At 65.1% G+C, this 23,089-nt stretch carries 19 protein-coding genes; 8 read left to right on the top strand and 11 right to left on the bottom strand.

Annotated features, from left to right (window positions below; genetic code table 11):
* Positions 1 to 130 precede the first annotated feature (130 nt).
* The 3 genes from AABA86_RS02550 to AABA86_RS02540 all read right to left on the bottom strand — a co-directional run bounded on the left by AABA86_RS02550 (position 131) and on the right by AABA86_RS02540 (position 4,036).
* A complete protein-coding gene (locus tag AABA86_RS02550) occupies positions 131 to 955 on the bottom strand; it encodes a sulfite exporter TauE/SafE family protein (RefSeq protein WP_212245458.1) in 825 nt (274 codons plus the stop codon).
* A 198-nt stretch (positions 956 to 1,153) separates the two neighbouring features.
* Positions 1,154 to 2,521 carry a flippase gene (locus AABA86_RS02545; protein WP_445083445.1) on the bottom strand — a complete coding sequence of 456 codons (1,368 nt, stop codon included), beginning with the start codon at positions 2,519 to 2,521 and terminating at the stop codon, positions 1,154 to 1,156.
* A gap of 675 nt (positions 2,522 to 3,196) precedes the next feature.
* The gene (locus AABA86_RS02540; protein WP_338305635.1) at positions 3,197 to 4,036 is read right to left on the bottom strand and encodes a protein-disulfide reductase DsbD domain-containing protein; all 840 of its coding nucleotides are present in this window, start codon (positions 4,034 to 4,036) and stop codon (positions 3,197 to 3,199) included.
* Between the two features lie 142 nt (positions 4,037 to 4,178).
* On the opposite strand from AABA86_RS02540, the gene AABA86_RS02535 reads away from it, so the two are divergent.
* Positions 4,179 to 4,823, top strand: a complete 645-nt coding sequence (locus tag AABA86_RS02535) for a YqgE/AlgH family protein (protein WP_028142053.1) — start codon at positions 4,179 to 4,181, stop codon at positions 4,821 to 4,823.
* 247 nt (positions 4,824 to 5,070) lie between these two features.
* Here the strand turns inward: AABA86_RS02535 and AABA86_RS02530 are convergent, their stop codons facing one another.
* Both AABA86_RS02530 and AABA86_RS02525 read right to left on the bottom strand, forming a co-directional pair.
* Entirely contained in the window at positions 5,071 to 5,958 is an 888-nt protein-coding gene (locus AABA86_RS02530; RefSeq protein ID WP_338305634.1) for a TauD/TfdA dioxygenase family protein, read from the bottom strand.
* Between the two features lie 196 nt (positions 5,959 to 6,154).
* Positions 6,155 to 6,934: an SDR family NAD(P)-dependent oxidoreductase gene (locus AABA86_RS02525; RefSeq protein ID WP_338305632.1), complete on the bottom strand. Its 780-nt coding sequence runs from the start codon at positions 6,932 to 6,934 to the stop codon at positions 6,155 to 6,157.
* Between the two features lie 96 nt (positions 6,935 to 7,030).
* Between AABA86_RS02525 and AABA86_RS02520 the strand changes: the two genes are divergently transcribed.
* Both AABA86_RS02520 and AABA86_RS02515 read left to right on the top strand, forming a co-directional pair.
* On the top strand, positions 7,031 to 7,768 hold the full coding sequence (locus tag AABA86_RS02520) for an SDR family NAD(P)-dependent oxidoreductase (RefSeq protein ID WP_212245448.1): 738 nt from the start codon (positions 7,031 to 7,033) through the stop codon (positions 7,766 to 7,768).
* 130 nt (positions 7,769 to 7,898) lie between these two features.
* Positions 7,899 to 8,270, top strand: coding sequence for a CsbD family protein (locus AABA86_RS02515; protein ID WP_338305631.1), 372 nt, complete (start codon positions 7,899 to 7,901; stop codon positions 8,268 to 8,270).
* Positions 8,271 to 8,457: 187 nt separating this feature from the next.
* On the opposite strand, the gene AABA86_RS02510 is transcribed toward AABA86_RS02515, so the two are convergent.
* Together AABA86_RS02510 and AABA86_RS02505 are read right to left on the bottom strand one after the other, a co-directional pair.
* A complete protein-coding gene (locus AABA86_RS02510; RefSeq protein WP_338305630.1) occupies positions 8,458 to 10,170 on the bottom strand; it encodes an SGNH/GDSL hydrolase family protein in 1,713 nt (570 codons plus the stop codon).
* Positions 10,171 to 10,341: 171 nt separating this feature from the next.
* The gene (locus tag AABA86_RS02505) at positions 10,342 to 11,727 is read right to left on the bottom strand and encodes a lytic murein transglycosylase (protein WP_338305629.1); all 1,386 of its coding nucleotides are present in this window, start codon (positions 11,725 to 11,727) and stop codon (positions 10,342 to 10,344) included.
* 214 nt (positions 11,728 to 11,941) lie between these two features.
* Here AABA86_RS02505 and galU point away from each other — a divergent pair, with 214 nt between their 5' ends.
* Positions 11,942 to 12,817, top strand: a complete 876-nt coding sequence (gene galU, locus AABA86_RS02500) for a UTP--glucose-1-phosphate uridylyltransferase GalU (protein ID WP_212245442.1) — start codon at positions 11,942 to 11,944, stop codon at positions 12,815 to 12,817.
* 191 nt (positions 12,818 to 13,008) lie between these two features.
* On the opposite strand, the gene AABA86_RS02495 is transcribed toward galU, so the two are convergent.
* Complete coding sequence (locus AABA86_RS02495; protein WP_338305628.1) at positions 13,009 to 14,505, bottom strand: sensor domain-containing diguanylate cyclase; 1,497 nt, start codon at positions 14,503 to 14,505, stop codon at positions 13,009 to 13,011.
* 169 nt (positions 14,506 to 14,674) lie between these two features.
* On the opposite strand from AABA86_RS02495, the gene AABA86_RS02490 reads away from it, so the two are divergent.
* Entirely contained in the window at positions 14,675 to 14,938 is a 264-nt protein-coding gene (locus tag AABA86_RS02490; RefSeq protein WP_212245437.1) for a DUF7662 domain-containing protein, read from the top strand.
* Positions 14,939 to 15,110: 172 nt separating this feature from the next.
* Here the strand turns inward: AABA86_RS02490 and AABA86_RS02485 are convergent, their stop codons facing one another.
* Both AABA86_RS02485 and AABA86_RS02480 read right to left on the bottom strand, forming a co-directional pair.
* Positions 15,111 to 17,987 (bottom strand): EAL domain-containing protein, encoded by a 2,877-nt coding sequence (locus AABA86_RS02485; protein ID WP_212245435.1) that lies wholly within the window; start codon positions 17,985 to 17,987, stop codon positions 15,111 to 15,113.
* A gap of 140 nt (positions 17,988 to 18,127) precedes the next feature.
* Entirely contained in the window at positions 18,128 to 19,126 is a 999-nt protein-coding gene (locus AABA86_RS02480) for an NAD(P)H-quinone oxidoreductase (RefSeq protein ID WP_338305627.1), read from the bottom strand.
* A 110-nt stretch (positions 19,127 to 19,236) separates the two neighbouring features.
* On the opposite strand from AABA86_RS02480, the gene AABA86_RS02475 reads away from it, so the two are divergent.
* Positions 19,237 to 19,428, top strand: a complete 192-nt coding sequence (locus AABA86_RS02475; protein ID WP_212245431.1) for a DUF1192 domain-containing protein — start codon at positions 19,237 to 19,239, stop codon at positions 19,426 to 19,428.
* 509 nt (positions 19,429 to 19,937) lie between these two features.
* On the top strand, positions 19,938 to 20,447 hold the full coding sequence (rcdA, locus tag AABA86_RS02470; protein ID WP_018318720.1) for a protease adaptor protein RcdA: 510 nt from the start codon (positions 19,938 to 19,940) through the stop codon (positions 20,445 to 20,447).
* Between the two features lie 238 nt (positions 20,448 to 20,685).
* Here rcdA and rpmE read toward each other — a convergent pair whose 3' ends face one another.
* The gene (rpmE, locus tag AABA86_RS02465; protein ID WP_007599895.1) at positions 20,686 to 20,913 is read right to left on the bottom strand and encodes a 50S ribosomal protein L31; all 228 of its coding nucleotides are present in this window, start codon (positions 20,911 to 20,913) and stop codon (positions 20,686 to 20,688) included.
* Positions 20,914 to 21,109: 196 nt separating this feature from the next.
* On the opposite strand from rpmE, the gene AABA86_RS02460 reads away from it, so the two are divergent.
* Positions 21,110 to 22,960 carry an ABC transporter ATP-binding protein/permease gene (locus AABA86_RS02460; protein WP_338305626.1) on the top strand — a complete coding sequence of 617 codons (1,851 nt, stop codon included), beginning with the start codon at positions 21,110 to 21,112 and terminating at the stop codon, positions 22,958 to 22,960.
* Positions 22,961 to 23,089 lie beyond the last annotated feature (129 nt).

The raw sequence follows: 23,089 nt of genomic DNA, 5'->3' as shown, positions 1-23,089 counted from the left end.
GTCATGCCCCGGCTTGACCGGGGCATCCAGTACGCCGCGGCCTATCGACTTTATCACTGCTGTCTCTGGAATACTGGATCGCCCGGTCAAGCCGGGCGATGACAGCGAGAGTGGGGCGCGGTCGTCTGGCCTAATGCCCCCAGGCCAGCGCCGTCACGAAAGCCGACGACAGGTTCAGCTCCGCAAACATGATCTTGCCTGCGACCACGAACAGCACGCTGGCAAGCGTCAGCCGCAGCACCGTCTCGGGCACCCGCGTCGCGCTGTAGCTGCCGACGATGATGCCTGGCAGCGAGCCCAGCAGCAGCACGCCCATCAGCGCCCAATCGACGTCGCCGAGCGCCCAGTGCCCGATGCCGGCGACCAGCGTCAGCGGCACCGCATGGGCGATGTCGGAGCCGACGATGGTTGCCATGGGCAGGCGAGGGTAGAGCAGCAGCAGCACGGTCACGCCGACCGCACCGGCGCCGACCGACGAAATCGACACCAGCACGCCGAGCACGATGCCGGTGACGACGGTGGCAATCGCGGTGGTGCGCTCGTCGACCTGCTCGAGGCGCCGGCGGTAGCGCTCCATGATCGCCCTGCGGAAGATCAGGGAGGTGGCAGTCAGGAGGAGGGCGAAGCACAGCACGAGATTGACGAGGCTGCGCTCGGAATCGCTTCTGAGGTCGAGCTTCCACAGCACCAGCAGCGTCACTGCGCTCGCGGGAATGCTGCCGCAGGCGAGCCGCAGCACCGCCGGCCAGTGGACGCTGCGCGACCAGCCATGCACCACGCTGCCGCCGGTCTTGGTGGCGGCGGCATAGAGCAGATCGGTGCCGACCGCGGTGGAGGGATGAACACCGAACAGCAGGATCAGCAGCGGCGTCATCAGGGAACCGCCGCCCACGCCGGTCATCCCGACGAGCAGGCCGACGCCGAAACCGGAGGCGACGTAGAGTGGATCGATCATGTCTGGAGAATCTTAGGTTGATCTCGTCGGTTGGGCAATACGACGTAGAATAAACTTTCCCTGGGACGCAACCGCTTGGGCGGAATAAGAAAAATTGTGCTGCGCGGCGGAAATGGAGAGGCGTTTCCAGTTGTTCCGAGGCGCGCTGCGAAACAGTCGTTCCCCCACGGGGAGTGAGCAAGGACGGCGCCGTAGTACCTATTTACCAAACGCCAGCACGTGCAGCCCCAACCGCTGCCGCACGATCCAGAACAGCAGCACTGTCTCGAAGGTGAGCGAGATCGAGGTCGCGGCCGCGGCGCCGTGGCCGCCGTAGCGCGGCACCAGTGCGATGCAGAGCACGAGGTTCATCACGAAGGCCAATGCATAAGCGAGCGCGCAGATCTTCTGCTGACCAAGCATGTTGAGCAGCCGCTCGACCGGTCCGATCGCGGAGCGCACCACGAGCCCGATCGCTGCGACGAACATGATGTCGTAGCCGACCACGAATTGCGGCCCGAACAGCCAGAGCAGCGGCTTGCCGAGCGCGAGCAGCACGATGGTCGCCGCCAGCGACGGCCAGAACGTCCAGTTGATGGCATGCGCGACATAGGCCGACAGGCGCGCCTTGTCGCCGCTGGCGTTGTATTCGGCGAAGCGATGCGCCGTGGTCGCCGACATCGCGTAGTGGATGAAGGAGACCAGCGCCAGCGTCTTCACCACCGCGAAATAGACGCCGACCTCGTCGGAGGGGCGGAACTGCTGCAGCACCAGCACGTCGGTGTAGGACAGCAGCAGGTAGAAGCTCTCGACCAGCAGGATCGGCAGCGAGACGGCAAGCCAGCCGCGGATGTCATAGGTCTTGGGGCCGGGCGCGATATGGTCGGCGAGCTTGCGGTTCAGCACCACCATCTGCCCCGTCATCGCGATCCACACCGCGCCGGCGCTCGCGACCATCGCGGCGACCGCGCCGAGGTGATAGCCGAGCAGGAAGGCGCTGGCCGTGATGCCGATGATCAGCGCCTGGCGGATGATGAATTGCGGCATCAAGCCAAGCTGCATCCAGTCATGCGAGCGCGCGATGCCGTCCTGGGTGTTGGCGACGACGAAGGCGGGCAGCGTCATGCAGCCGATATAGAGCGGCAACACCTCGGCCGGATCGATCCAGGGCGATAGCAATTTGACGATGCCGGCGAGCGCGAGCGAGACCAGCGTGGACACCGCGAAGGTCAGCCAGCGGCTGCCGGAGAGGAAGCCGCGCAGCAGCGCATGCTCGCCGCTGGTGCGATACTCCGGAATGATCTTCTGCGCCGAGGCCGAGATGCCGAAATCCATCATGCTGCCGAGCAGCAGCACCCAGGTCCAGACATAGACGTAGATGCCGTAGTCGGAGGTGCCCATCCAGCGCGCGAGCAGGACCTGCGAGAAATAGGCAAGGCCCGCGCTGATGACCCGGATGATGAAGATCGTGCCGGCCAGCCGCCGCGTCAGCGACGCCTCGCTCGACCCGCCCGTCAGCCTGGCCCGCAGCCGCGCGATCAGCCCGGCCGGTCCGCTCGTTGCGGGTTCTGCATCCATCACGGCCAATTCGAACGGTCCCCAGGCCGCACGCGCATGCTGCGGCAGGCCTGGGAATTAGCAACCATTCCTTAAGATTCGGTTGGGCCGCCTCCGGCGGCTTCAAAGGCCGGCACGTGGAGGCGGACATCACTTGGTTTGCCGAAGGCACCGGCGCTGTTGCGACCTTGCCAAGTGATCTGGGGAATTTTCATCCGGCCAGTTTGGGGAGTGGCCGCCCGAACTTCTTCAAACTATGATGCCCACATAGTGGATTCATTTGGAATTTGTGCAAGCAGCTGCTTGCGCATGGAATTTTTGCCCTATGCGGGCTGGTGGCGGACCATCTCGCGGTTTCGACGGGACGGCCGCGTTGAGCGTCACTTTCAGCAGGAGCGAATAATGACTCGATTGATGATGTGCATGGCCGTTCTCACCGCAATTGCCGGCACCGGCCTCTTTGCCATGGCGCCTGCGCGGGCGGATGCGTGGGGATGCTCTTACGAGAAGTGCGTGGCGTATTGCATGAAGGTCGGCGGTCAACGCTGCAGCGCATATTGTACGAACAAGCTGAGGGAAAAACAGCTCTCGAAGGTTTGCCCCGCGTCCTGACAGGCCTCGGCCGATCTTGCGCGTGGCGCATTGCCGGACGGGGCCGCGGGAATGAGGGAGCGCCGCCCGCGGCGCCCCTTCGTCGATCGCGAGCTATTGCAGATTGGTATTGAACTCGTACGACTTCTCCGGCCCGACCAGCGTGAACTTCAGCGCTGCCCCGTCCGGCTTGGCGCCAGGCGGCAGGCCGTCGAGCTCGAACGAAAATCGCTTCACCCCTGGCGGGCTCTGCTCGACCGGAGCCGGAATCGGCAGCGCCCAGTCGGGCGTCGGACCTTCCACGAACAGATTGACGTCGCGCGCATCCGGCGTGACCACGTCGACCGTCACCTTGGTGGCGCCGTCGCGCTTGACGTCGCGGATGGTGAGCGGATTGGGATCGCCGATATTGGCGGGCTTCGGCACGGTGTCGAGGGCCGCACGTAGATTGGCATCCTCGGTCGAGGCCACGCTGTTGAAGCCGAGCTCGGCGCTGGCCTCGACCGGAATGCAGAGTTTTTCGCACACCGCGTAATTGATCTCTGCGCGCAGGGTCACGGGCTTGTCGGCCGCCTTGGCGACGATGCGCAGGGGCAGCACGATCTGGTTGTGATAGCCGATCGAATGGCCGCCGGCGCCGTCGTTGAATTTCAGCGGCGCAGGCCACATCACCGTCACCGCCTCGACGTTGTCCGACTTGGAAAAATCGAACCGCGGCGGGACGCCGGAATCGCCGGGGGAGCGCCAATAGGTCTTCCACCCCTGCTGGAGCTGGATGGCGATACCGCCGAGCAGGACGGCGCCGCTGCGCGATCCCGCCAATAGCCGCACCGCGGAATGTCCGTCGCGCTGCCACGGCGAAGCGTCATCGGCCCGGGCTGCGATGGCCAGCGACGACGCAAGCAGGGTTGTCGCGACGCCAATCGCCGCACGTAGGGGAACTCTTGTGAGCATGGCACGTCTTTACAGGGTCGCCCTGAGGCAAACCATTGAATTGCTTGTGATGGATGCACTTCAATCAAGTCTCTGCAAGCCTTGATTTGACAGCGGCCCGGCCCGACATCAGGATAGGAATTGAAACCGGAGTGCTTCACCGATGGCTCCCACAGGCAAGAGGACGGGCGAAAGCACCCGCAGCGCGGGACCCGTGCTCCCTAATTCGGCCGGTTATCTCGACGGCCGGCTCTTGATCGCGATGCCGGTGATGGGCGATTCCCGCTTCGAACGCTCGGTGATCTATCTCTGCGCCCATTCGGCGGAGGGAGCGATGGGCATCATCGTGAACCACCCGGCCGGCAGCATCGACTTCCCCGAACTCTTGCAGCAGCTCGGCATCATCAAAAAGGGCGAGCACATCAAGCTGCCGGAGAACGCCGAAAGCATGAAGGTGCTGCGCGGCGGCCCGGTCGACACCGGGCGCGGCTTCGTGCTGCATTCCAGCGACTTCTATATCGAAAACGCGACGTTGCGGATCGACGACGGCGTCTGCCTCACCGCGACCGTGGACATCCTGCGCGCGATCGCCAACGGCTCCGGCCCCAAGCACGCCATCCTCGCGCTCGGCTATGCCGGCTGGGCGCCGGGCCAGCTCGAGACCGAGATCCAGAGCAACGGCTGGCTGCATTGCGATGCGGATGCGGATCTGATCTTCGGTGACGACGTCGACGACAAGTACGGCCGCGCCCTGCGCAAGATCGGCATCGATCCAGGGATGCTGTCGAACGAAGCGGGGCACGCGTAGCTGGCTAGTAGCTGTTGCAACAACCTCCCGTGTCGTCCCGGACAAGCCGAGCTTCTGGCAACGCGTAGCGTTGTCCAGAACGGAGCGCAGATCCGGGACCCATAACCCCGGGGCGGAATTATAGCGCGGGATCTTAACTCCGAGTCTTCGTCAAACCACTCCCTGTGGTTATGGGTCCCGGATCTGCGCTTCGCTTTGCTTCGCTTGTCCGGGACGACGGCCGAATTTGTGGCAACTCCAATGCCACTCACTCCGCTGCCTGCTGCTGCACCGTCGGCTCCGTCCCCGCCACCGTCGCGCGGCGCATGTCGCGAGGTTGCGACTGGTCGTAGCGGCGGACACGGTGCATGGTCTGGCGGTTGTCCCACATCACGAGGTCGTGCAGCGTCCATTTGTGGACGTAGACGAACTCGGCTTGCGTTGCGTGCTCGTTGAGGTCGCGCAGCAACAGCCGGCCCTCGGGCACGCTCATGCCGACGACCTTGCCGGCATGGGATGAGAGATACAGCGACTTGCGGCGGTGCACGGGGTGCGTCCGCACCAGCCGCTGCAGCACCGGCTTGAACATCTCCTTCTCGTCGTCGGTGTATTCGGTGAAGCCGAGCGATCCCCGCGAATACATCAGCGAGTGCTCGCAGACGAGATCGTCGATCTCCGCCTTGGTGTCGCCGTCGAGCGCATCATAGGCGGCGCGCATGTCGGCGAATTCGGTGTTGCCGCCCTTCGGGTTCACCACGCGGGCCGACAGCAGCGAGAATTTTGCAGGGATCGGACGGAACGAGCTGTCGGAGTGCCACAGGCAATTGCCGAGATTGAACAGATTGGCGCGGCTGTCCTTCGGCAGCGGCTTGCCGTCCTTGCCGAGGTTTGAAACATCGTTCAAGCCCGAGTTGAGGCGGTATTCGCTGGCCTTGGTAATGTTGCCGCCACGCGCATCCTCACGCTGACCAAAGTTCAGCGCAAAAGCCATCTGCTGCTCGTCGGTGATGTCCTGGCCGTGGAAAACCAGCACTGCGTATTTGTCCATGGCGGCCTCGACCTCGCGCGCCTCGACCTCGGTCAGAGGCTTTCGCAAATCGAGGCCGGAAACCTCGCCGACAAAATGCTTGTGAAGCTGCCGGATGGCGATCGTCATTGGCGTTTTCTCCCGCATGTGCGAGCGGTTGGTCCCGCTCTGTCAGCGAAAAAGCTACTCGCACGCTCGTACTTGTCAACGCTCGGCACGCATGGCTGCCCGTAGCCCGGATGGAGCGTAGCGTAATCCGGGGAGGTCTTTCCGCGAGGTGAGAACCCCGGATTACGCTGCGCTCCATCCAGGCTACGCTCCCATACTACGCATTCCGCGCCATCAACCCGCCGTCGACCGGGATCACCGCGCCGGTGAGGAAGGACGCCGCCGGCAGGCACAGGCTCAGCGTCATATGCGCGACCTCCTCGGGATCGCCGTAACGGCCGAGCGCCGTGCGGCGCTTGGCGTAGATCGTCTTGTGCTCCTCCGAGATGCGGTCGGTGATCGCGGTGCGGATCGGACCCGGGCAGATGCAGTTGACGGTGATGCCCTCGCGGCCGAGCTCGACGGCGAGCGAGCGGGTGAGGCTCGCCACGCCGCCCTTTGCTGCCGAATAGGGGCTGTGCAATGCGGTGGCGCCGAGTGCCTCGGTCGAGGCGATGTTGACGATGCGCGGGTTCTTCGATTTGCGCAGATAAGGCAGCGCGGCGCGGATGATGCGCGGATGCGCGGTCAGCATCACGGCGATGCCTTTGGCCCAGGCGTCCTCATAGGCCTCGTCGTCGATCGCGACGCGTACGGAGATGCCGGCATTGTTGACGATGATATCGAGCCCGCCGAAATGTGCCGCGACATCGTTCACCACGCGCTTGATCTCGCCGGCCTCGGCGACGTCGAGCTTCCAGGCTTTCGCCGAACCGCCGCTCGCCGCGATCTCCTCCGCGACGGCGAGCGCACCTTGCTCGTCATAGTCGGTGACGGCAACGTTCGCGCCCTCTGCGGCGAACACGTGCGCGGTCGCGCGTCCCATGCCGCTGGCCGCGCCGGTGACGAGAACGGTCAGGCCCTTGACGGACCGGCTGAGCCGTTTGAACTCGGACATGCTGTTTCCTCGCGCCTGCTTGTTCTTGTTATGATTGACAAGGCTGGCATCGATCCGCAGACAGGTCAAACAAGCAAGACAAAAGGGGAGGCCGCGATGGCGAACGAGCTCGATTTCTCAGGCAGGCAGGTGCTGGTGGTCGGCGGTTCCAGCGGTATCGGCAACGGCATCGCGCAAGCATTTCGCGCGAGGGGTGCGCATGTCGCGGTTTGCGGCACGCGTGCGCAGCCGAAGGATTATTCGATCGAGGAAGGTTCTGATCTCGCGGGCCTGTCTTATGCGCAGCTCGACGTCAGCAATCCCAGTGCGATCGAAGCGTTCAAGCCCTCCTTCGAGCGGCTCGACGTGCTCGTGCTTGCGCAAGGCGCGGTGCTCTATCGCCGCGGCGAGTTCGAGATGAGCGGATTCCGCAAGGTGGTCGAGGTCAATTTGATGAGCCTGATGGCCTGTGCGACGCGATTTCATTCCATGTTGCGGGATTCCAGGGGTTCGCTGATCATGGTGTCGTCGACCGCGGCCTATCATTCCACCATGGGCAATCCCGCCTACAACGCGTCGAAGACGGGTGCGGTCGGATTGACGCGGACGTTGGGCGAGGCCTGGGCGGAGGATGGCATCCGCGTCAACGGCATCGCGCCGGGACTCGTCGACACCAAGATGACGAAGGTGACGACCGACAATCCCAAGCGGCTCGAAGGCGCACTATCACGCATTCCGCTGCGGCGCCTGGGGACGCCGGCCGACATGGCGGGGGCGGCCCTGTTCCTGGCCTCGCCGCTGTCGTCCTACATCGTCGGACAGACGCTGGTCGTCGATGGCGGGCTGATCCTGTAGCTGCTCCTTGCCCGGATCGCGCTGCGCTCCATCAGGGCTGCACACCTTCGTACGGACTACACTTTCGCAAACACTTGGAACTGCGTCGCGCCTGATCGGTTACTTCGGCTGACCACCGAGGAGGATCATCATGGACACGGATCGGATTGTTGGATCGGCCAAGGAATATGCCGGACGCGCGGAAGGCGCGGTCGGGGACGTGGCAGGCGATGCGAAGACGCAGGCGTCGGGCAAGGCGCGGGAAGCCGCGGGCACAGTACAGAATCTCTACGGCCAGGCCAAGGATGCCGTGCGTGAGGCCGGCGAGACTGCGGCCGACTACGCCAAGGACGCCTACGACCACAGCGGCGAAACTTTTCGCGACGGTACGCAAGCATTGTCGAAGAAAGTGCAGGACAATCCGCTCGGCGCGCTGATGGTCGCCGGCGGCATTGGCTTCGCACTCGCGCTTCTGATGTCGCGCCCCGCGCGTCGTCCCCCGCCGTCGCGCTGGCGCTATTAAGGCTAGTCGCCGAACGCCTATCACTCGTGCCCCGGACGCGATGCAGCCTAGGCGATGCGTAGCATCGTCCGCAAACGCTGCATCGCTAAGCCGGGGCCCATCTTTTGTGAATGCCGCACGAATTGTGTCCCGGCTGCGCCGCCTCACCAAGAGGCGCTGCGTCGCATCCGGGACACGAGACCTTACCTTACCGGAACATCTCGGCCGAGCGGCCAACGTTACCCGGCGGACGCGGGACCCCGGGATTGGGATTCGGATTGCGCGGCCCTGGAGCCGGCGCCAGTTGACGCGGCGGCGGGGGCTGCGGAGAGCCGAAGCCGAAGAAATCGCGGAATGAGGGCGTAGCCTGTGCCGGTTGCTGCGGCGGGGCCGGCGGCTTCTTCGGCGCAAGTTTTGGTGGAGCGATCGCCGCGGCTGCGCCCGGCGAAGCGGGAGCCGCGCCGCCATCGGGCGTCGTCGCGGCCATCGGCGTATCGCCCTTGGCCTGCTCGCGGCCGACTTCGCGGCGCGGCCAGGCATAATCGTCGGCGCGGCCCGCGGGAGCCGCCAGCGGCTCGCCCTTCACCATTGTCTTCGCAGCCAGCGCGTCGACGGCGGCGGGACGCGAGCCCGGGCCGCCCAGCAATTGGTCGGTCGAGATCGAGGCTGCAACCAGCGGCACGATCGGCCCCGCCAGCGGACGCGGTGCGGGCTTGCCGGGCTCGGCGCTGGTGTCGGGCGTCGCCGGCTCGCTCGGCAGCGCGATCGGCCCGGAGCGTCCTGCCAGCAGGCGCGTGATCTCGCGCTCGACATAGTGCGCGAGCTTGCGCGCGCCGGGCTTTGTGAAGAAGACGCCATCAGAGCTGCGGAGCTGACGGATCTGGCCTTCGAAGTCTGGACCCTTCTGGAGGAAGCGGCCGGCCTCGTCGACAAACCCGTCCCAGACGTCGACATAGGTAATGCCGGCCTTGGCCGCGCCTTCGCGATAGAGCGAATCCAGGAACAGCATGTCCGCCGTGCCCTTCTGGCCGCGGATGGCGGGAAGACCGACCCACAGCACCGGCACGCCCTTGGCCTTGAGGACGCCGGCGAGCTCCTCGATCTTCTTGCCGTAGAGCTCGACCCAGCGGTCGTCGCGGAATTCGTAGAGGCCGTTCGGATTGCGGGCCGTCTTTTCGGGCGCGGCCGCCGGCGCGTCGGCATTGTCGGCGTCGTCCTGCGGCAGATCGGCATCGGCAGGCTTGTCGTCGGGCTTGGCGGCGGTGTCGTTGCCGGGCTTGGCGTCCCCCGGCTTCGCCGGCGGTTTGGCCCGCGCGCCCTTGTCGTTCTTCTTGTCCTTGTCTGCGGCGGCCTTGTCCGTCTTGTCGGCGGCGGGCTCGCGGATCGCGCCGCGGTCGTTGAGGCCCAGCATGACGACGATCACATCGGGCTTCTCGGTCTCGAGGATGCCCCTTGCGGCGGTCGTCCAATCCGCGGGCTCGCCGCGCGGCTGGTACTTGATGAGGCCCGACGTGGTCTTGTGCTTGCGGATCACGCCCATGTCGGGCTGCTCGGTGTAGGCGTCTTCCAGGCCATAGGCGAGCCAGTCGGCCATGGCGTCGCCGATCACCAGCACGTTCTTCTCAGGGATGGTGTCGCGCTTGGCCGGTGCCGGCGCGCGCGAAAAATCCTGGCGTGGCGCCTGCGGCTGTTGCTGCTGGAACGGCGCGAAGAAGTCGCCGCCGAACCAGCCGCCGCCTCCGCCACCGCCCCGTTGTGGTGGCGGAGCCGAACGCTGCGGCGGGCCGCCGAAGCCGGGAAAGTTGAAGAACTGCGCCGAGGCAGGCCCCGCGACCGAGACCAAAATCGCAAGCGCCGTCCCCAGCGCGATCAACGGGCCGGTCTCGGTCAGCGCCTTGAACAGGGACTTCGGCTTCGACATGCGATCTCGGGCCAGCGCAATGGGTATCGGAGGTAGCTCAATATAATAACGGAATCAGGCGCCAAACGGGCAAATTCCGTTGCAGATTCTTGCGCCCATACACCGGGGAACAGCCGCCTCCGTCAAGGCAGCCTGCCAAAATCCCTGTTCAGGGTTACTTTCGGCGCGATTTTACCGCCCGCGCAGTCGTTCCAGTGCATCCGAGGAGGCAAAACCGTCCGCGGGCACTCCGATCGAGGCCTGGAAATTGCGCAGGGCTTCCCGGGTCTGGCCGCCGAACTGGCCGTCCGGGGTGCCCTTGTAGAAGCCGCGCTGGGCCAGCAGCTGCTGCAGCTCCAGCCGCTCGGTGCGCGACAGCTCGCGTTCCTGCCGCGGCCAGGGCTGCACGAAGGGCTGCCCCCCGCGCAGGCGGTCGGCGAAATGGCCGATCGCCAGCGCATAGGCCTCGGCCGGGTTGTATTTCATGATGACGCGGTAATTCTGCAGCATCAGGAAGCCGGGCCCCTGCGCGCCGGCGGGGGCCAGCAGATAGGCCTTCTCGCCCGGATGCGGGAACGGCTGGCCCGTCGCCCGCTTGAGCCCGAGCTTCTCCCATTGCGCGATCGTCATCGCCTTGGCGCGGTCGGCCAGCATGTAGTTGAAGCCCTGCGGCACCACGACTTCAAAGCCCCAGGTCTGGCCGGCCTGCCAGCCGTCCTTCTTCAGATTATTGGCGGTCGAGGCGATCAAATCGGTCGGATTGTCGACGACGTCGCGCCGTCCGTCACCATCGCCGTCGACGGCAAAGCGCTTGAAGGCGGTCGGCATGAATTGGGTCGGGCCGAACGCACCGGCCCAGGAGCCGCGCATCTGCTCCGGCCTGAGGTCGCCGCGGTTGAGGATCTCCAGCGCGGAGAGGAACTCGTCCTTGAAATAGGCCTGGCGGCGGCCGATGCAGGCGAGCGTCGCGGTCGATTGCAGCACGCTGCGGTCGCCCATCTGCGTCGAGTAATTGGACTCGATGCCCCAGATCGAGGCGATGATGTAGCGGTCGACGCCAGTGGCCTTTTCGGTGGCGTCGAACTGCGCCTTGTATTTGGCGAGGATCTCGCGGCCCTTGGCGAGGCGGTTGTCGTTCACGAGGATGTCGAGATAGTCCCAGATCGACTTGGTGAATTCCGGCTGCGAATCCATGAGGTCCATGATGCGCAGGTCGGGTGAGAGCCCGGCCGTGAAGCGCTGAAAATTCTCCTGCGTGATGTTGCGCCGTGCGGCATCGGGCCACATCGCGGCAACGCAATTGCTGAAATTGCCGGCGGCCTCGCGGATCGCCGCGGCGGTCATCAGCGGATGGCCGGAAGCTCCGTCCTCACCGCTCCAGGGGAGTGCGCCGCCGGGACCGGGCGCGGGCTGCGAGGGCGCCGGGTTCTGACCCGAGAAGATGCCGCCGAACAGATTGGACAGGCCGTTCTGCGCCTGGGCGTGCGCGCTGACGGGCAGCAGCAGGGCGGCCGCCATCATCGCCGCGCCGGTCACGGATATCGCCCGTCTTGCCTGCCCTGCCACCAATTGCATCATGCCCCACCCATCGGCCTTCCAAAATCTGCCATCAGGAGGCCCGGTTACGGTTGCCAATAGCTTAACAAAGGTAAAATTTTGGTGGCTGCCTTTTTCTTAACTCTGCGCGAGTGAGGCCCCACATCCGCCTTTGTTGGCGGCTGCAAACAGGCTAGCAAGATGCCATTGCTCCGTTCCGCCGTTCCCATGTGCCCCCAGGTATTCGAACAATCACATGAAAATTCGCAAAGCCGTATTCCCCGTCGCCGGCCTCGGCACCCGCGTCCTGCCCGCCACCAAGGCGATGCCGAAGGAAATGCTGACCATCGTCGACAAGCCGCTGATCCAGTACGTCTATGACGAGGCGAGGGAGGCCGGCATCGAGCACTTCATCTTCGTCACCGGCCGCAACAAGAATGTCATCGAAGATCATTTCGACCGGATGTACGAGCTCGATGCGACGCTTAGCCAGCGCGGCAAGAAGGCCGAGCAGGAGATCCTGGCGCAGAACCAGCCCGAAGCCGGCGCCGTCAGCTTCACCCGCCAGCAGGCGCCGCTCGGCCTCGGTCACGCAGTCTGGTGCGCGCGCGACATCGTCGGCAACGAGCCGTTCGCCGTCGTGCTGCCCGACGAGCTCGTGCTCAACACGCCTGGCTGCCTCAAGCAGATGATCGAGATGGCATCATCGCTCGGCGAGAAATCCAACCTGGTCGCGGTCGAGGCGGTGCCCGATCATCTCACCCATCAATACGGCATCTGCGGCGTCGGCAAGCGCAGCGGCAAGATGTTCGAGGTCGACGGCATGGTCGAGAAGCCGGCCAAGGGCACCGCGCCCTCCAACCTCTCGATCACCGGCCGCTACATCCTGCAGCCGGAGATCTTCAAGATCCTCGAAACGCAGGAGCGCGGCGCCGGCGGCGAGATCCAGCTCACCGACGCCATGATCGGCCTCGCCAAATCGCAGAAATTCTACGGCGTCGAATTCGAGGGCGAGCGCCACGATTGCGGCTCCAAGCCCGGCTTCCTCCGCGCCAACATCGCCTACGGCCTGAAGCGCCCGGAGCTGCGGGACGGGCTGATCGCGGAGATGAAGAAGTATCTGGGGCAGTAGCTGCCACATCCTCGCTGTCGTCCCTGCGAACGCAGGGACCCAGACCGCGGAATCTATCGACTGCGTTTTGCAGTAGTACCGAACGACAAGTCTTCGCCAAACCACTCCCTGTGGTTATGGGTCCCTGCGTTCGCAGGGACGACGCCGTTGGTGTGGATCGCGTCGCGTTCAATAACGGTGATTAGCCCCCCTCACGCCACCAGCGACAGCTTCGGCAGGCTCGCAACCACGGACTGATTGCGCCCGCCCGCCTTCGCCGCATAGAGCGCCTTGTCGGCGGCGGCGACCAGGATCGCCCAGTCCATGCCGGCGGTGGGAACGAGGCTGGCGACGCCGCAGGAGACCGTCAAAATCACCTCGTCGTCAGACCAGTCCTGCACCTTGAGGCGGATCGTCTCGGCGACCTTGAAGGCGTCGTTGGCAGACGTGTTGGGTAGCAACACCGCGAATTCCTCGCCGCCATAGCGCGCGGCGCAGTCGCCGGCCCGGCTCACCGAATCGGAAATACAGATGGCGATGCCGACCAGCACCTGGTCGCCGGCCTGATGGCCGAACGTGTCGTTGTAGGCCTTGAAGTGATCGGCATCGATCATCAACAGCGCGACCGGCGCCTTCTGGCGCATGGCGCGCCGCCATTCGACGTCGATGACGGAATCGAACTTGCGGCGGTTCTTCAGACCGGTGAGCGCGTCCGTCGTCGCCATCTCCTCGAGCTTGCGCTCGGCCTCGGCGCGGCGGCCGATCTCGCGCGCGAGCACCAGCGTCGATCCCAGCATGAACAGGATGAGTGCCACCACCACGGCACCGATCCGGTAAGCCTCCTTCCGCCACAGCTCGAACACCGCGCTAAGGGGCTTGCCGGCAACGACGAACAGCGGACTTGTGCCGCTGCTGCGAACATACAGCCGCGGGGTCTTGTCGACGGGGCCTTGACCGGCATAGGCGCCGCCGGCGCGCAGATTGTCCGCCTTCCAGTCCTGCCGTGCGCCGAGGTTCTTTCCGATCACGTCGAGGTCGAACGGCCGCCGCATCATGATGGTGCGGTCGCGCCTGAGCACGGTGATGGTGTCCTCGGGGCCGAGGTTCAACCGCTCGAACAATTCGTGGAAATAGCTGAAGCGGATCGAACCCGCGACGACGCCGAGGAAGCCGCCGTCGGTGTCGCTGATGCGCCGGCTCAGCACGATCGAATAGGCGCCGCGGAACAGCATGGGACGGCTGATGAACAGCCCCGTTCCGGGATTGTCGCGATGGACCTTGAAGTAGTCCTCCTCGCCCCGGTTCTCCGGTGCGGGATCGAGCGTGGAGGCGTCGATCGTCAGCCTGCCCTCGGCATCGAACACCTGGATCGCGCCGAAATGCTTGGCGGTCATGGCATGGTCGAACAGGATCAGGTGACGGATCGGCTTCGAGACGGTTGCCAGCTCCGGCAGCAGCATGTTGCTGGCGACCGCCTTCAGGGACAGATCGTAGATCTCGATGTTGCGGCTGATGTCGGATTCGATGGTCGTCGCCAGGTTCTCCAGCGTCTGGCGGGCGAGCGCCTCCTCGCCCCGGCGCATGTCGAGCATGACGTTGACGCAAATGGCGGAAAAGCCGATCACCGTCACCACGGACGAGATGATCAGCAGCTTCGCCGAAATCCGCCACGGCCGGCGGGCCGTGACTTCGCGCCATCCAGACAGCATCGTTTGCTCCCGATCCCCTAGTGGATGCGCCCGAAATCTTGAGTAGTGTTTAAGGTAGGACGTCGCAGCTGCAATGAGTTAAGAATCGGTTTACGCCGCCCACGGTTTTCGGCAGCCCGCATGTGGCAAGCTCATTTGAGCAGGTTGGGGTTCGGACGAGAGGACGATTGTGAACGACTACGACGCGTTGCGCGACTATCTGCTGCGGCAGAAGCAGGCCGAATTCGTCCTGAGCTTCGAACAGATCGAAGAGATCATCGGCGCGGCCCTGCCGCGCGCGGCCAATCGGGCCTCATGGTGGGACAGCCTGCGCAGCCCCGACATCCAGATGCCGCAACGCGAAGCCTGCCTCGCCGCGGGGTTCAAGGCAGTGCGGATGCCGGACGGTGCGAGCGTGCGGTTCACGAAGATGAAGAAGGACGGGCGGCGGTAGCGGCGGAGCACCCGGTCAGGTGGGTGAAGGTCTCTCCATCTCCAACAGTATCGTAGGGTGGGCAAAGCGAAGCGTGCCCACGACTTCTGTCGCAGTGCTGGACGAATGGTGGGCACGGCGCAAGTGCGCCTTTACCCACTCTACGATACCGGATTCGGGGAGGGACGAGCGCCTAGCTCGCCGCTTCGAGCCGCACTTCCGTCAGCAGCCGCATCGCGGCGTCCGCGTCCATCGGCTCGCCGAAGGCAAAGCCTTGCGCGTATTCGCAGCCCATCTGGTAGAGCTCGACCGCGTCGGAATCGGTCTCGGCGCCTTCGGCGACCACGTCCATGCCGAGATCGTGCGCGAGCGCGATGATCGACTTCAGGATCACCGGCCGCGTGCCGCGATTGGTGGTGCGCACGAAGGACTGGTCGATCTTGATGGTGTCGAACGGGAAGCGCTGCAGATAGGCCAGCGAGGAATGGCCGGTGCCGAAATCGTCGAGCGAGAGCCCGGTGCCGAGCTCGCGGATTCGCGTCAGCATCTGCGCCGCGTGCTCCGGATTCTCCATCACCAGCGATTCCGTCAATTCCAGCTTGAGCGTGCCGCGGGCCACCGAGGAGCGCGACAGCACGGTGCGGATGTCGTGGATCAGATCGTGGCGCAGCAACTGCCGCGAGGAGACGTTGACCGACGCGAAGATCGGCTCGCGTGAGCGCATCGCGCGCTGCCAGATCGAAAGCTGCTTGGCGGTCTGGTCCAGCACGAACATGCCGAGGTCGATGATCAGGCCGGTCTCTTCGGCGATGGTGATGAACTCCGAGGGCGCCATGCGGCCGAGCTTCGGGTGATCCCAGCGCACCAGCGCTTCGAAGCCGGCGACCGAACGGTCCTCCAGCCGCACGATCGGCTGATACAGGATCGTGAGTTCTTGCCGCTCGATGGCGCGGCGAAGTTCGCTCTCCAGCGTCAGGCGATCGGTCTTTCGCGCGCGCATCGCGGGCTTGTAGACGTCGATGCGGTCGCCGCCGATGCGCTTGGAGTGATACATCGCAAGCTCGGCGTCCTTGATGATCTCGTCCGTGAGCTGAACTTGCGGATCGGACAGGGCGAGACCGATCGAGGCCGTGAGAAAAATCTCGCGGTCGTTGAAGGCGATCGGCGCGCGGATGGTCTTGCGGATGGTCTCGGCGAAGGCGGTGATGCGGGCCGGGTCCTGCTCCGAGAGCAGAATCAGGCCGAACTGGTCGCCGGCAAGCCGCGCCAGCGTGTCCTGCGGCTTCAGGATCCGGGTGAGGCGGCGGGCGAGGGTGAGCAGGATGGAATCGCCGACCGCGATGCCGACGGAATCGTTGACCTGCTTGAAGCGGTCGAGGTCGATCACCATCAGCGTCGGCCGCAGCGTCGGCATGGTCTTGGCGAAATGCGCCACCGCGCCCAGCCGGTCCATGAACAGTTTTCGGTTGGGCAGGCCGGTGAGATTGTCATGCACGGAATCGTGCAGCAGGCGCTCCTCGGCGTTGCGCAGCTCGGTGACGTCGGTGAGCGTGCCGACCACGCGCGAGACCTCGCCGTCGGAGCCGACCACCGGGCGCGCCTTCAGCGCGAACCACATGAAATGGCCGTCCGGGGTGCGCAGGCGGAAATCCTGCACCAGGCGGCCGCGGCGCTGGTCGAGCACGCTGTCGAGCGCGGCGCGGAAACGGTCCTGGTCGAGCGGATGCAGCACTTCGAGCCAGGAGGCTGCGGGCCCTTCGAGCGTGCCGCGCTTGAGGCCAAGCAGGGCTTCGGTTTCGGGGCTGGTGAAGACCTTGTCGGCGGAAACGTCCCAGTCCCAGATCAGATCGCCGGACCCGGCCAGCGCCAGTGCGCGCCGTTCGATGTCGGAGACGACACCGGTGGTGGCGCCGCCGCCGGCAAAGGCATGCTGCATCACCGTGAACCCGATCAGCATCACGATCAGCACGAGGCCGCCGAGCAGTGCAGGGCCGACGATGTCGTTGGTGACGGAGCCTGCCACCGTCATGCCGGCTGCGACCACCCAGACCACCAGGAGGAACCAGGTCGGGATCAACAGCACCGCGCGGTCAAAACCGTGGGTAGAGAGATAGACGATCAGCGCGAAGCCGGCGAAGGCGATCAGCACCAGCGAGATGCGGGCGATGCCGGAGGCCACCGCCGGATCGAACAGGGCCAGCGCCACCAGCGACCCCAGGAACGCGAGCCAGCCCACCGTGATGTGCGAATAGCGCACGTGCCAGCGGCTGAGGTTGAGATAGGCGAACAGGAACACGAGCAGCGTTGCCGCCAAAATCGCTTCACCCGCCGCGCGCCAGATGCGCTCGGCGTTGTTCGACATGTCGAGCACCTTGCCCCAGAAGCCGAAATCGACGCCGATATAGACCAGCACCGCCCAGGCCAGCGCGGCGGCGGCTGGGAACATGATGCTGCCCTTGACCACGAACAGAATGGTCAGCACCAGCGCGAGCAAGCCCGAGATGCCGATCACGATGCCCTGGTACAGCGTGAACGAGTTGACCTTGTCCTTGTAGGCTTCCGGCTCCCACAGATAGAGCTGCGGCAGCTTGTCGGTGCGCAGCTCCGCGACGAAGGTGATGACGGCGCCGGGGTCGAGCGTGACGCGGAAGACGTCGGCGGTCGGGCTTTCCTGTCGCTCCGGCCGGTCGCCGGTCGAGGGCGTGATGGTCGCGATGCGCGACAGGCCGAGGTCGGGCCACAACAGGCCCGAGGAGACGATGCGGTAGTGCGGGGCGACGATCAGGCGGTCGAGCTGGTCGTCTGTGTTGTTGGCGAGCGCGAACACCACCCAGTTCTGGCCGCCCTCGCGGGCGCGCACCTCGATGCGGCGGACGATGCCGTCGGTGCCGGGCGCGGTGGAGACCTGGATGCGATCGGCATCGCTGCGCTGATGCTCGAGCACGCCGGTGAGGTCGATCGCGGGCGCGTCACTGCGGACGCTGACGGCGTCGAGCGCGCGCGCGGGATGCGCGGCGACAAGAATCATGAGGCCCAGCGCGATGGGCGCGAGGCACCTGATCAGACGCAAGGTCAGTTCTCCGCGTTCGACGCAAACTCTTCAGAAGAAGACGATTTCAGACCGGACGGAAACCGTTCGGTGCGTCGCGATAGATGCCACGAAAGCAAGGAAAATCAAAGGGTTTCCGCCGCCGCCTGTGGGCCGGAGGCCTAGACCTCCAACACAATTTTGCCAATATGTGCGCTCGTTTCCATGCGCCGGTGCGCATCGGCTGCCTTTTCCAGCGGGAAAGTGCTGTCCATCAGCGGTTTGACGCGGCCTTCGCGCAAAAGCGGCATCACTTTCGCCTCGATCGCGGCGACCATCGCCGCCTTGTCCGCATTACTACGGGGACGCAATGTCGAGCCGGTATGGGTCAGGCGCTTCACCATCACCTTGGCGATGTTGACGTTGACCTTGGGTCCGTTGAGGGTCGCGATCTGCACGATGCGGCCGTCGAGCGCGGCGGCATCATAATTGCGGTCGACATAGTCGCCGGCGACCATGTCGAGGATCAGGTTGACGCCTTCCTTGTTGGTCTCTTCCTTGACGACAGTGACGAAGTCTTCGGTCTTGTAGTTGATGGCGCGATCGGCCCCGAGCTTGAGGCAGGCATCGATCTTGTCCTGCGAGCCCACGGTGACGAACACCTTCGCGCCGAACGCCTTCGCGAGCTGGATCGCCATGGTGCCGATGCCGGAGGAGCCGCCATGGATCAACAGCGTCTCACCTTCCTTCAGGCCGCCGCGCTCGAACACATTGTGCCAGACCGTCATCAGGGTTTCCGGCAGCGCGCCGGCTTCCTTGATCGACAGCGCCGGCGGCACGCTCATCGCCTGGGCGTCCTGTGCGATACAGTACTGCGCATAGCCCCCGCCGGCGACCAGCGACATCACCTTGTCGCCGATCTTGTGCCGCTTGGCATTGCTGCCGACTGCGACCACTTCACCGGCGATTTCGAGGCCGGGCAGGTCGCTGGCGCCGGGCGGCGGCGGATAGGCGCCGGAGCGCTGAGCGACGTCGGGTCGGTTGACGCCGGCGGCCATCACCTTGACCAGGATCTCGTCAGGACCGGGCTGCGGCAGTGCGCGTTGCTCCGGCACCAGCACCTCCGGTCCGCCGGGCTTGGAGATGGCGACCACGGTCATTTGCGCGGGCAGCTTGTCCATGATGTGTCCTTGGGTGAAGGTGCGGGATGGAACGAGGCCCTTGCTTAGCCAGCGTGATCCGAGCTGGCAACCGCCTCGGCATTGTGTGCGCGAACGCAGGAGGAACCAGGATGGCGACGGAAGACGACGACCGCCCGCGCAAGAAGATCAGCCATGACATCGGGCAGGACCTCTCGCTCTTGTCGGTCGAGGAACTGGCCGAGCGCATCATGCTGCTCAAGACCGAGATCGCAAGGCTGGAAGAAGCCGCCACCAAGAAGCGCGCCTCGCGCGATGCGGCGAACAGTTTTTTCAAGAAGTAGGATTTTCGCGACTCGTGTCCCGGACGCGGTGCGGCACACAGTGACGCTCCGCAGAGCCGGGACCCATGCCTCACCGAACTCCTCGGCCAAAGAACTGGGCCCCGGCTCAGCAGTGCAGCACTTCGTGCCGCACCGCGTCCGGGGCACGAAACCGGCTCGGCCACTGGCCGACATGGCTAACGAACCCTGAAAAAATTCGCTCGTTTACGCACCATTAAGCTTTCGGGTTTATGACTGGAACTGTCCTCGTTTGGACACCGAGTGGCTCCTGTCCACTCTGTTTGACGCCTCCCTGTTATCAACTTTCAAAGCCGCCGGTCTCCGGCGGCTCTTTTTTTGCGTCTACTTCTGCTATTTGGCGTCTCGTCCCGGTTGAATTCCTGGGAATGACCCGCGGAAACCATATCCGCGCTTGTCACTGGACTCCGCGTCCCGCCCGCGCAATGATTTGTTCATCATAAGCCGGCGCAAAGCCGGGCAGTCAAACAGTTGCGTAAGAGGCGTTAACCATGGAACGTTTGCAGGCCGACGGCGCTCTCGTTCAACTCAGCGAGCGGTTCACCAATTCTGCGGCGTTCGGCGTCCTGTTCCGCGAGGGCATGGACCTCGTCGAAGAGACCGCCGCCTATCTCGACGGCGCCGGACGCACCGAGGCCAAGGCGCTCGACCGTGCCGTCAGCCTCACCTACGCGACCGAGAGCATGCGTCTCACCACCCGCCTGATGCAGCTCGCCTCGTGGCTGCTGCTGCACCGCGCGGTGAAGGAAGGCGAGATGACGCTGAGCCAGGCCAATCGCGAGAAGACCAAGGTCAAGCTCAGCGCTGCCGATCCCGGCCCCACCGACACCATCGAGAAGCTGCCCTCGCAGCTCCAGGACCTGATCCATCGCTCGATGAGCCTGCAGACCCGCGTCCGCCGCCTCGACACCACCATCCACACCCCGCCGGCCGAACACATCGCGATCGGCAATCCGCTGGTGCCGCACCTCAATGCGCTGAAGGCGGCGTTCGAGCGGTAAGCTCCCATCCGCGCACTTGATTGAACCGTCACCCTGAGGTGCTCGCCTCCTCGGCGAGCCTCGAAGGGCGACGGCCCGGCTGCATCTCGGCCGTTCATCCTTCGAGGCTCCGGCACGATGCTTTGCATCGCGCCACTCGCGCCTCAGGATGACGGGTCTGGCCGACGACACCTCTCCAAAAACAAAAACGCCCCCGGTCTCCCGGGGGCGTTTTTCGTGTCCAACCCTGCGGGCCGGATCAATCCTTTTTGAGGAAGCCCGAAAACTTCTTCTGGAAGCGCGAGACGCGGCCGCCGCGATCCATCAGCTGGGCATTGCCGCCGGTCCAGGCCGGGTGCGACTTCGGGTCGATGTCGAGGTTCAGCGTGTCGCCTTCCTTGCCCCAGGTCGAGCGGGTCAGGTACTCGGTTCCGTCGGTCATCACGACCTTAATCGTATGATAGTTCGGGTGAATTTCGGCTTTCATGGCAATTCCTCGGCGCCCCGGCGCCTTCCTGGTTGGCTAGCTATTGACGGATTTGGCCGGCTCTATACCTCACGACATCAGGCAAAACAAGCCATCCCGGGCGGTGAACCGGGGTTACCCCTAAGGGACTTCCCGGATTTGCCACTACCCTTGCACCGGCCTATTGGGAGCAAACGAATGCAATGGGTTGGATCTCATGAGCGCAGTGGAACGGCTTGATGACCAGTATGTCGATCAGCCCGGAATGAACGCCGCGGACACCCCCTCGATCGAGGCCGAGCTGATTGAAGAGCCGGCCAAGGGTCGCGCCAAGCTGCGGCCGCTGCTTGCGCTCGCGCCCTATGTGAACCGCTATCGCGGCCGGGCGGCGCTGGCCTTCGTCGCACTCACGGTCGCGGCCCTGACCACGCTGCTGGTGCCGGTCGCGGTGCGCCGGATGATCGATTTCGGCCTGACGCCCGAGGGCATCGAGCTGATCAACAGCTACTTCTCGGTGATGCTCGCAGTGGTCGGCGTGCTCGCGCTCGCCAGCGCGGCGCGCTACTACCTCGTGATGACGATCGGCGAGCGCATCGTCGCCGACCTCAGGCGCGACGTCTTCGCTCATCTGCTCTCGCTCTCCCCCGCCTTCTTCGATTCCGCGCGCAGCGGCGAATTGATCTCGCGGCTCACCGCCGACACCACCCAGCTCAAATCGGCCGTCGGCGCCTCGGTCTCGATCGCGCTGCGCAATCTGATGATGTTCCTTGGTGCTGCGGCGATGATGGTGATCACGAGCCCAAAACTGTCGGGCTTCGTGCTGCTGGCCATCCCCTTGATCGTGCTGCCGCTGGTTGCCTTCGGGCGCTGGGTGCGGCGTCTGTCGCGCAATGCGCAGGACACGCTTGCCGAGGCGTCCGCCTATGCGGGCGAGCTGGTCGGCGCGATCCGCACCGTGCAGGCCTACACCAGCGAGCAATTCGCCGAGAAGCGTTTCGGCGGCGAGGTCGAGCAGGCCTATGAGGCCGCGCGCACCTCGACCCAGGCGCGCGCCGTGCTCACGGCCATCATCATCTTCATCGTGTTCGCGAGCGTGGTCGCGATCCTCTGGATCGGCTCGCATGACGTGCTCATCGGCGCGATTTCGCCGGGCCGGCTCGGTCAGTTCGTGCTGTATGCAGTGTTCGCCGCAGCGGGCCTCGGCCAGCTCAGCGAGGTCTGGGGCGAGGTCTCGGCGGCATCAGGCGCGGCCGAGCGGCTGTTCGAGATCCTGCATGTGAAGCCCGACATCAAGGCGCCCGCGTCTCCCCGCGCGCTGCCGGTGCCGGCACGCGGCGAGGTCGGCTTCGACCGGGTCAGCTTCGCCTATCCGATGCGGCGCGACGTCAATGTGCTCGATGCCGTGTCGTTCACGGTGCGCCCCGGCGAGAAGGTCGCGATCGTCGGTCCGTCCGGCGCCGGCAAGAGCACCATCTTTCATCTGTTGCTGCGCTTCTACGACCCGCGCAGCGGCGCGATCTCGCTCGACGGCGTGCCGGTCAAATCCGCAAATCCCCGCGATTTCCGCGCGCGCATCGCGCTGGTGCCGCAGGAATCGAACGTGTTCGCCGCCAGTGCCCGCGAGAACATCCGCTTCGGCCGGCCCGATGCGACCGATGCCGAGGTCGAGCGCGCCGCCGAGCTCGCGCATGCCGCCGAGTTCATCCGCCGCCTGCCCGAAGGTTTCGACACCCCGCTCGGCGAGCGCGGCGTGACGCTGTCCGGCGGCCAGCGCCAGCGCATCGCAATCGCCCGCGCCATCCTGCGCGATGCGCCGCTCTTGCTGCTCGATGAAGCCACCTCCGCGCTCGATGCCGAAAGCGAGACGCTGGTGCAGACCGCGCTGGAAGAGCTGATGCGCCACCGCACCACGCTGGTGATCGCGCATCGTCTCGCCACCGTGCTGTCCTGCGACCGCATCCTGGTGATGGACCAGGGCAAGATCGTCGAGCAGGGCACGCATGCCGAGCTGGTGGCCGCGAACGGGCTGTATGCGCGGCTGGCGAGGTTGCAGTTCGAGGGGGCGTGAGCCGATAGGGCCACGCGAGGTTCTGCGATCGTCACTACAATCACGGTGTCATTCCCCGCGCAGGCGGGGAATCCAGTACGCCGCGGCTTCTCGGCTCTAATCTCACTGTCTCGGAGTACTGGATCACCC

Source organism: Bradyrhizobium sp. TM233, from assembly GCF_036247965.1.
Taxonomy (GTDB): domain Bacteria; phylum Pseudomonadota; class Alphaproteobacteria; order Rhizobiales; family Xanthobacteraceae; genus Bradyrhizobium; species Bradyrhizobium ottawaense.
The sequence above is the reverse complement of the archived record's forward strand: the minus strand, read 5'-3'. Positions and strand labels throughout refer to the sequence as shown.

Coding starts and splice junctions, on each gene's coding strand:
- AABA86_RS02550 (WP_212245458.1), bottom strand. CDS start 955: ATGATCGATCCACTCTACGTCGCCTCCGGTTTCGGCGTCGGCCTGCTC.
- AABA86_RS02540 (WP_338305635.1), bottom strand. CDS start 4,036: ATGCTCACAAGAGTTCCCCTACGTGCGGCGATTGGCGTCGCGACAACC.
- AABA86_RS02535 (WP_028142053.1), top strand. CDS start 4,179: ATGGCTCCCACAGGCAAGAGGACGGGCGAAAGCACCCGCAGCGCGGGA.
- AABA86_RS02530 (WP_338305634.1), bottom strand. CDS start 5,958: ATGACGATCGCCATCCGGCAGCTTCACAAGCATTTTGTCGGCGAGGTT.
- AABA86_RS02525 (WP_338305632.1), bottom strand. CDS start 6,934: ATGTCCGAGTTCAAACGGCTCAGCCGGTCCGTCAAGGGCCTGACCGTT.
- AABA86_RS02520 (WP_212245448.1), top strand. CDS start 7,031: ATGGCGAACGAGCTCGATTTCTCAGGCAGGCAGGTGCTGGTGGTCGGC.
- AABA86_RS02515 (WP_338305631.1), top strand. CDS start 7,899: ATGGACACGGATCGGATTGTTGGATCGGCCAAGGAATATGCCGGACGC.
- AABA86_RS02510 (WP_338305630.1), bottom strand. CDS start 10,170: ATGTCGAAGCCGAAGTCCCTGTTCAAGGCGCTGACCGAGACCGGCCCG.
- AABA86_RS02505 (WP_338305629.1), bottom strand. CDS start 11,727: ATGATGCAATTGGTGGCAGGGCAGGCAAGACGGGCGATATCCGTGACC.
- galU (WP_212245442.1), top strand. CDS start 11,942: ATGAAAATTCGCAAAGCCGTATTCCCCGTCGCCGGCCTCGGCACCCGC.
- AABA86_RS02495 (WP_338305628.1), bottom strand. CDS start 14,505: ATGCTGTCTGGATGGCGCGAAGTCACGGCCCGCCGGCCGTGGCGGATT.
- AABA86_RS02480 (WP_338305627.1), bottom strand. CDS start 19,126: ATGGACAAGCTGCCCGCGCAAATGACCGTGGTCGCCATCTCCAAGCCC.
- AABA86_RS02475 (WP_212245431.1), top strand. CDS start 19,237: ATGGCGACGGAAGACGACGACCGCCCGCGCAAGAAGATCAGCCATGAC.
- rcdA (WP_018318720.1), top strand. CDS start 19,938: ATGGAACGTTTGCAGGCCGACGGCGCTCTCGTTCAACTCAGCGAGCGG.
- rpmE (WP_007599895.1), bottom strand. CDS start 20,913: ATGAAAGCCGAAATTCACCCGAACTATCATACGATTAAGGTCGTGATG.
- AABA86_RS02460 (WP_338305626.1), top strand. CDS start 21,110: ATGAGCGCAGTGGAACGGCTTGATGACCAGTATGTCGATCAGCCCGGA.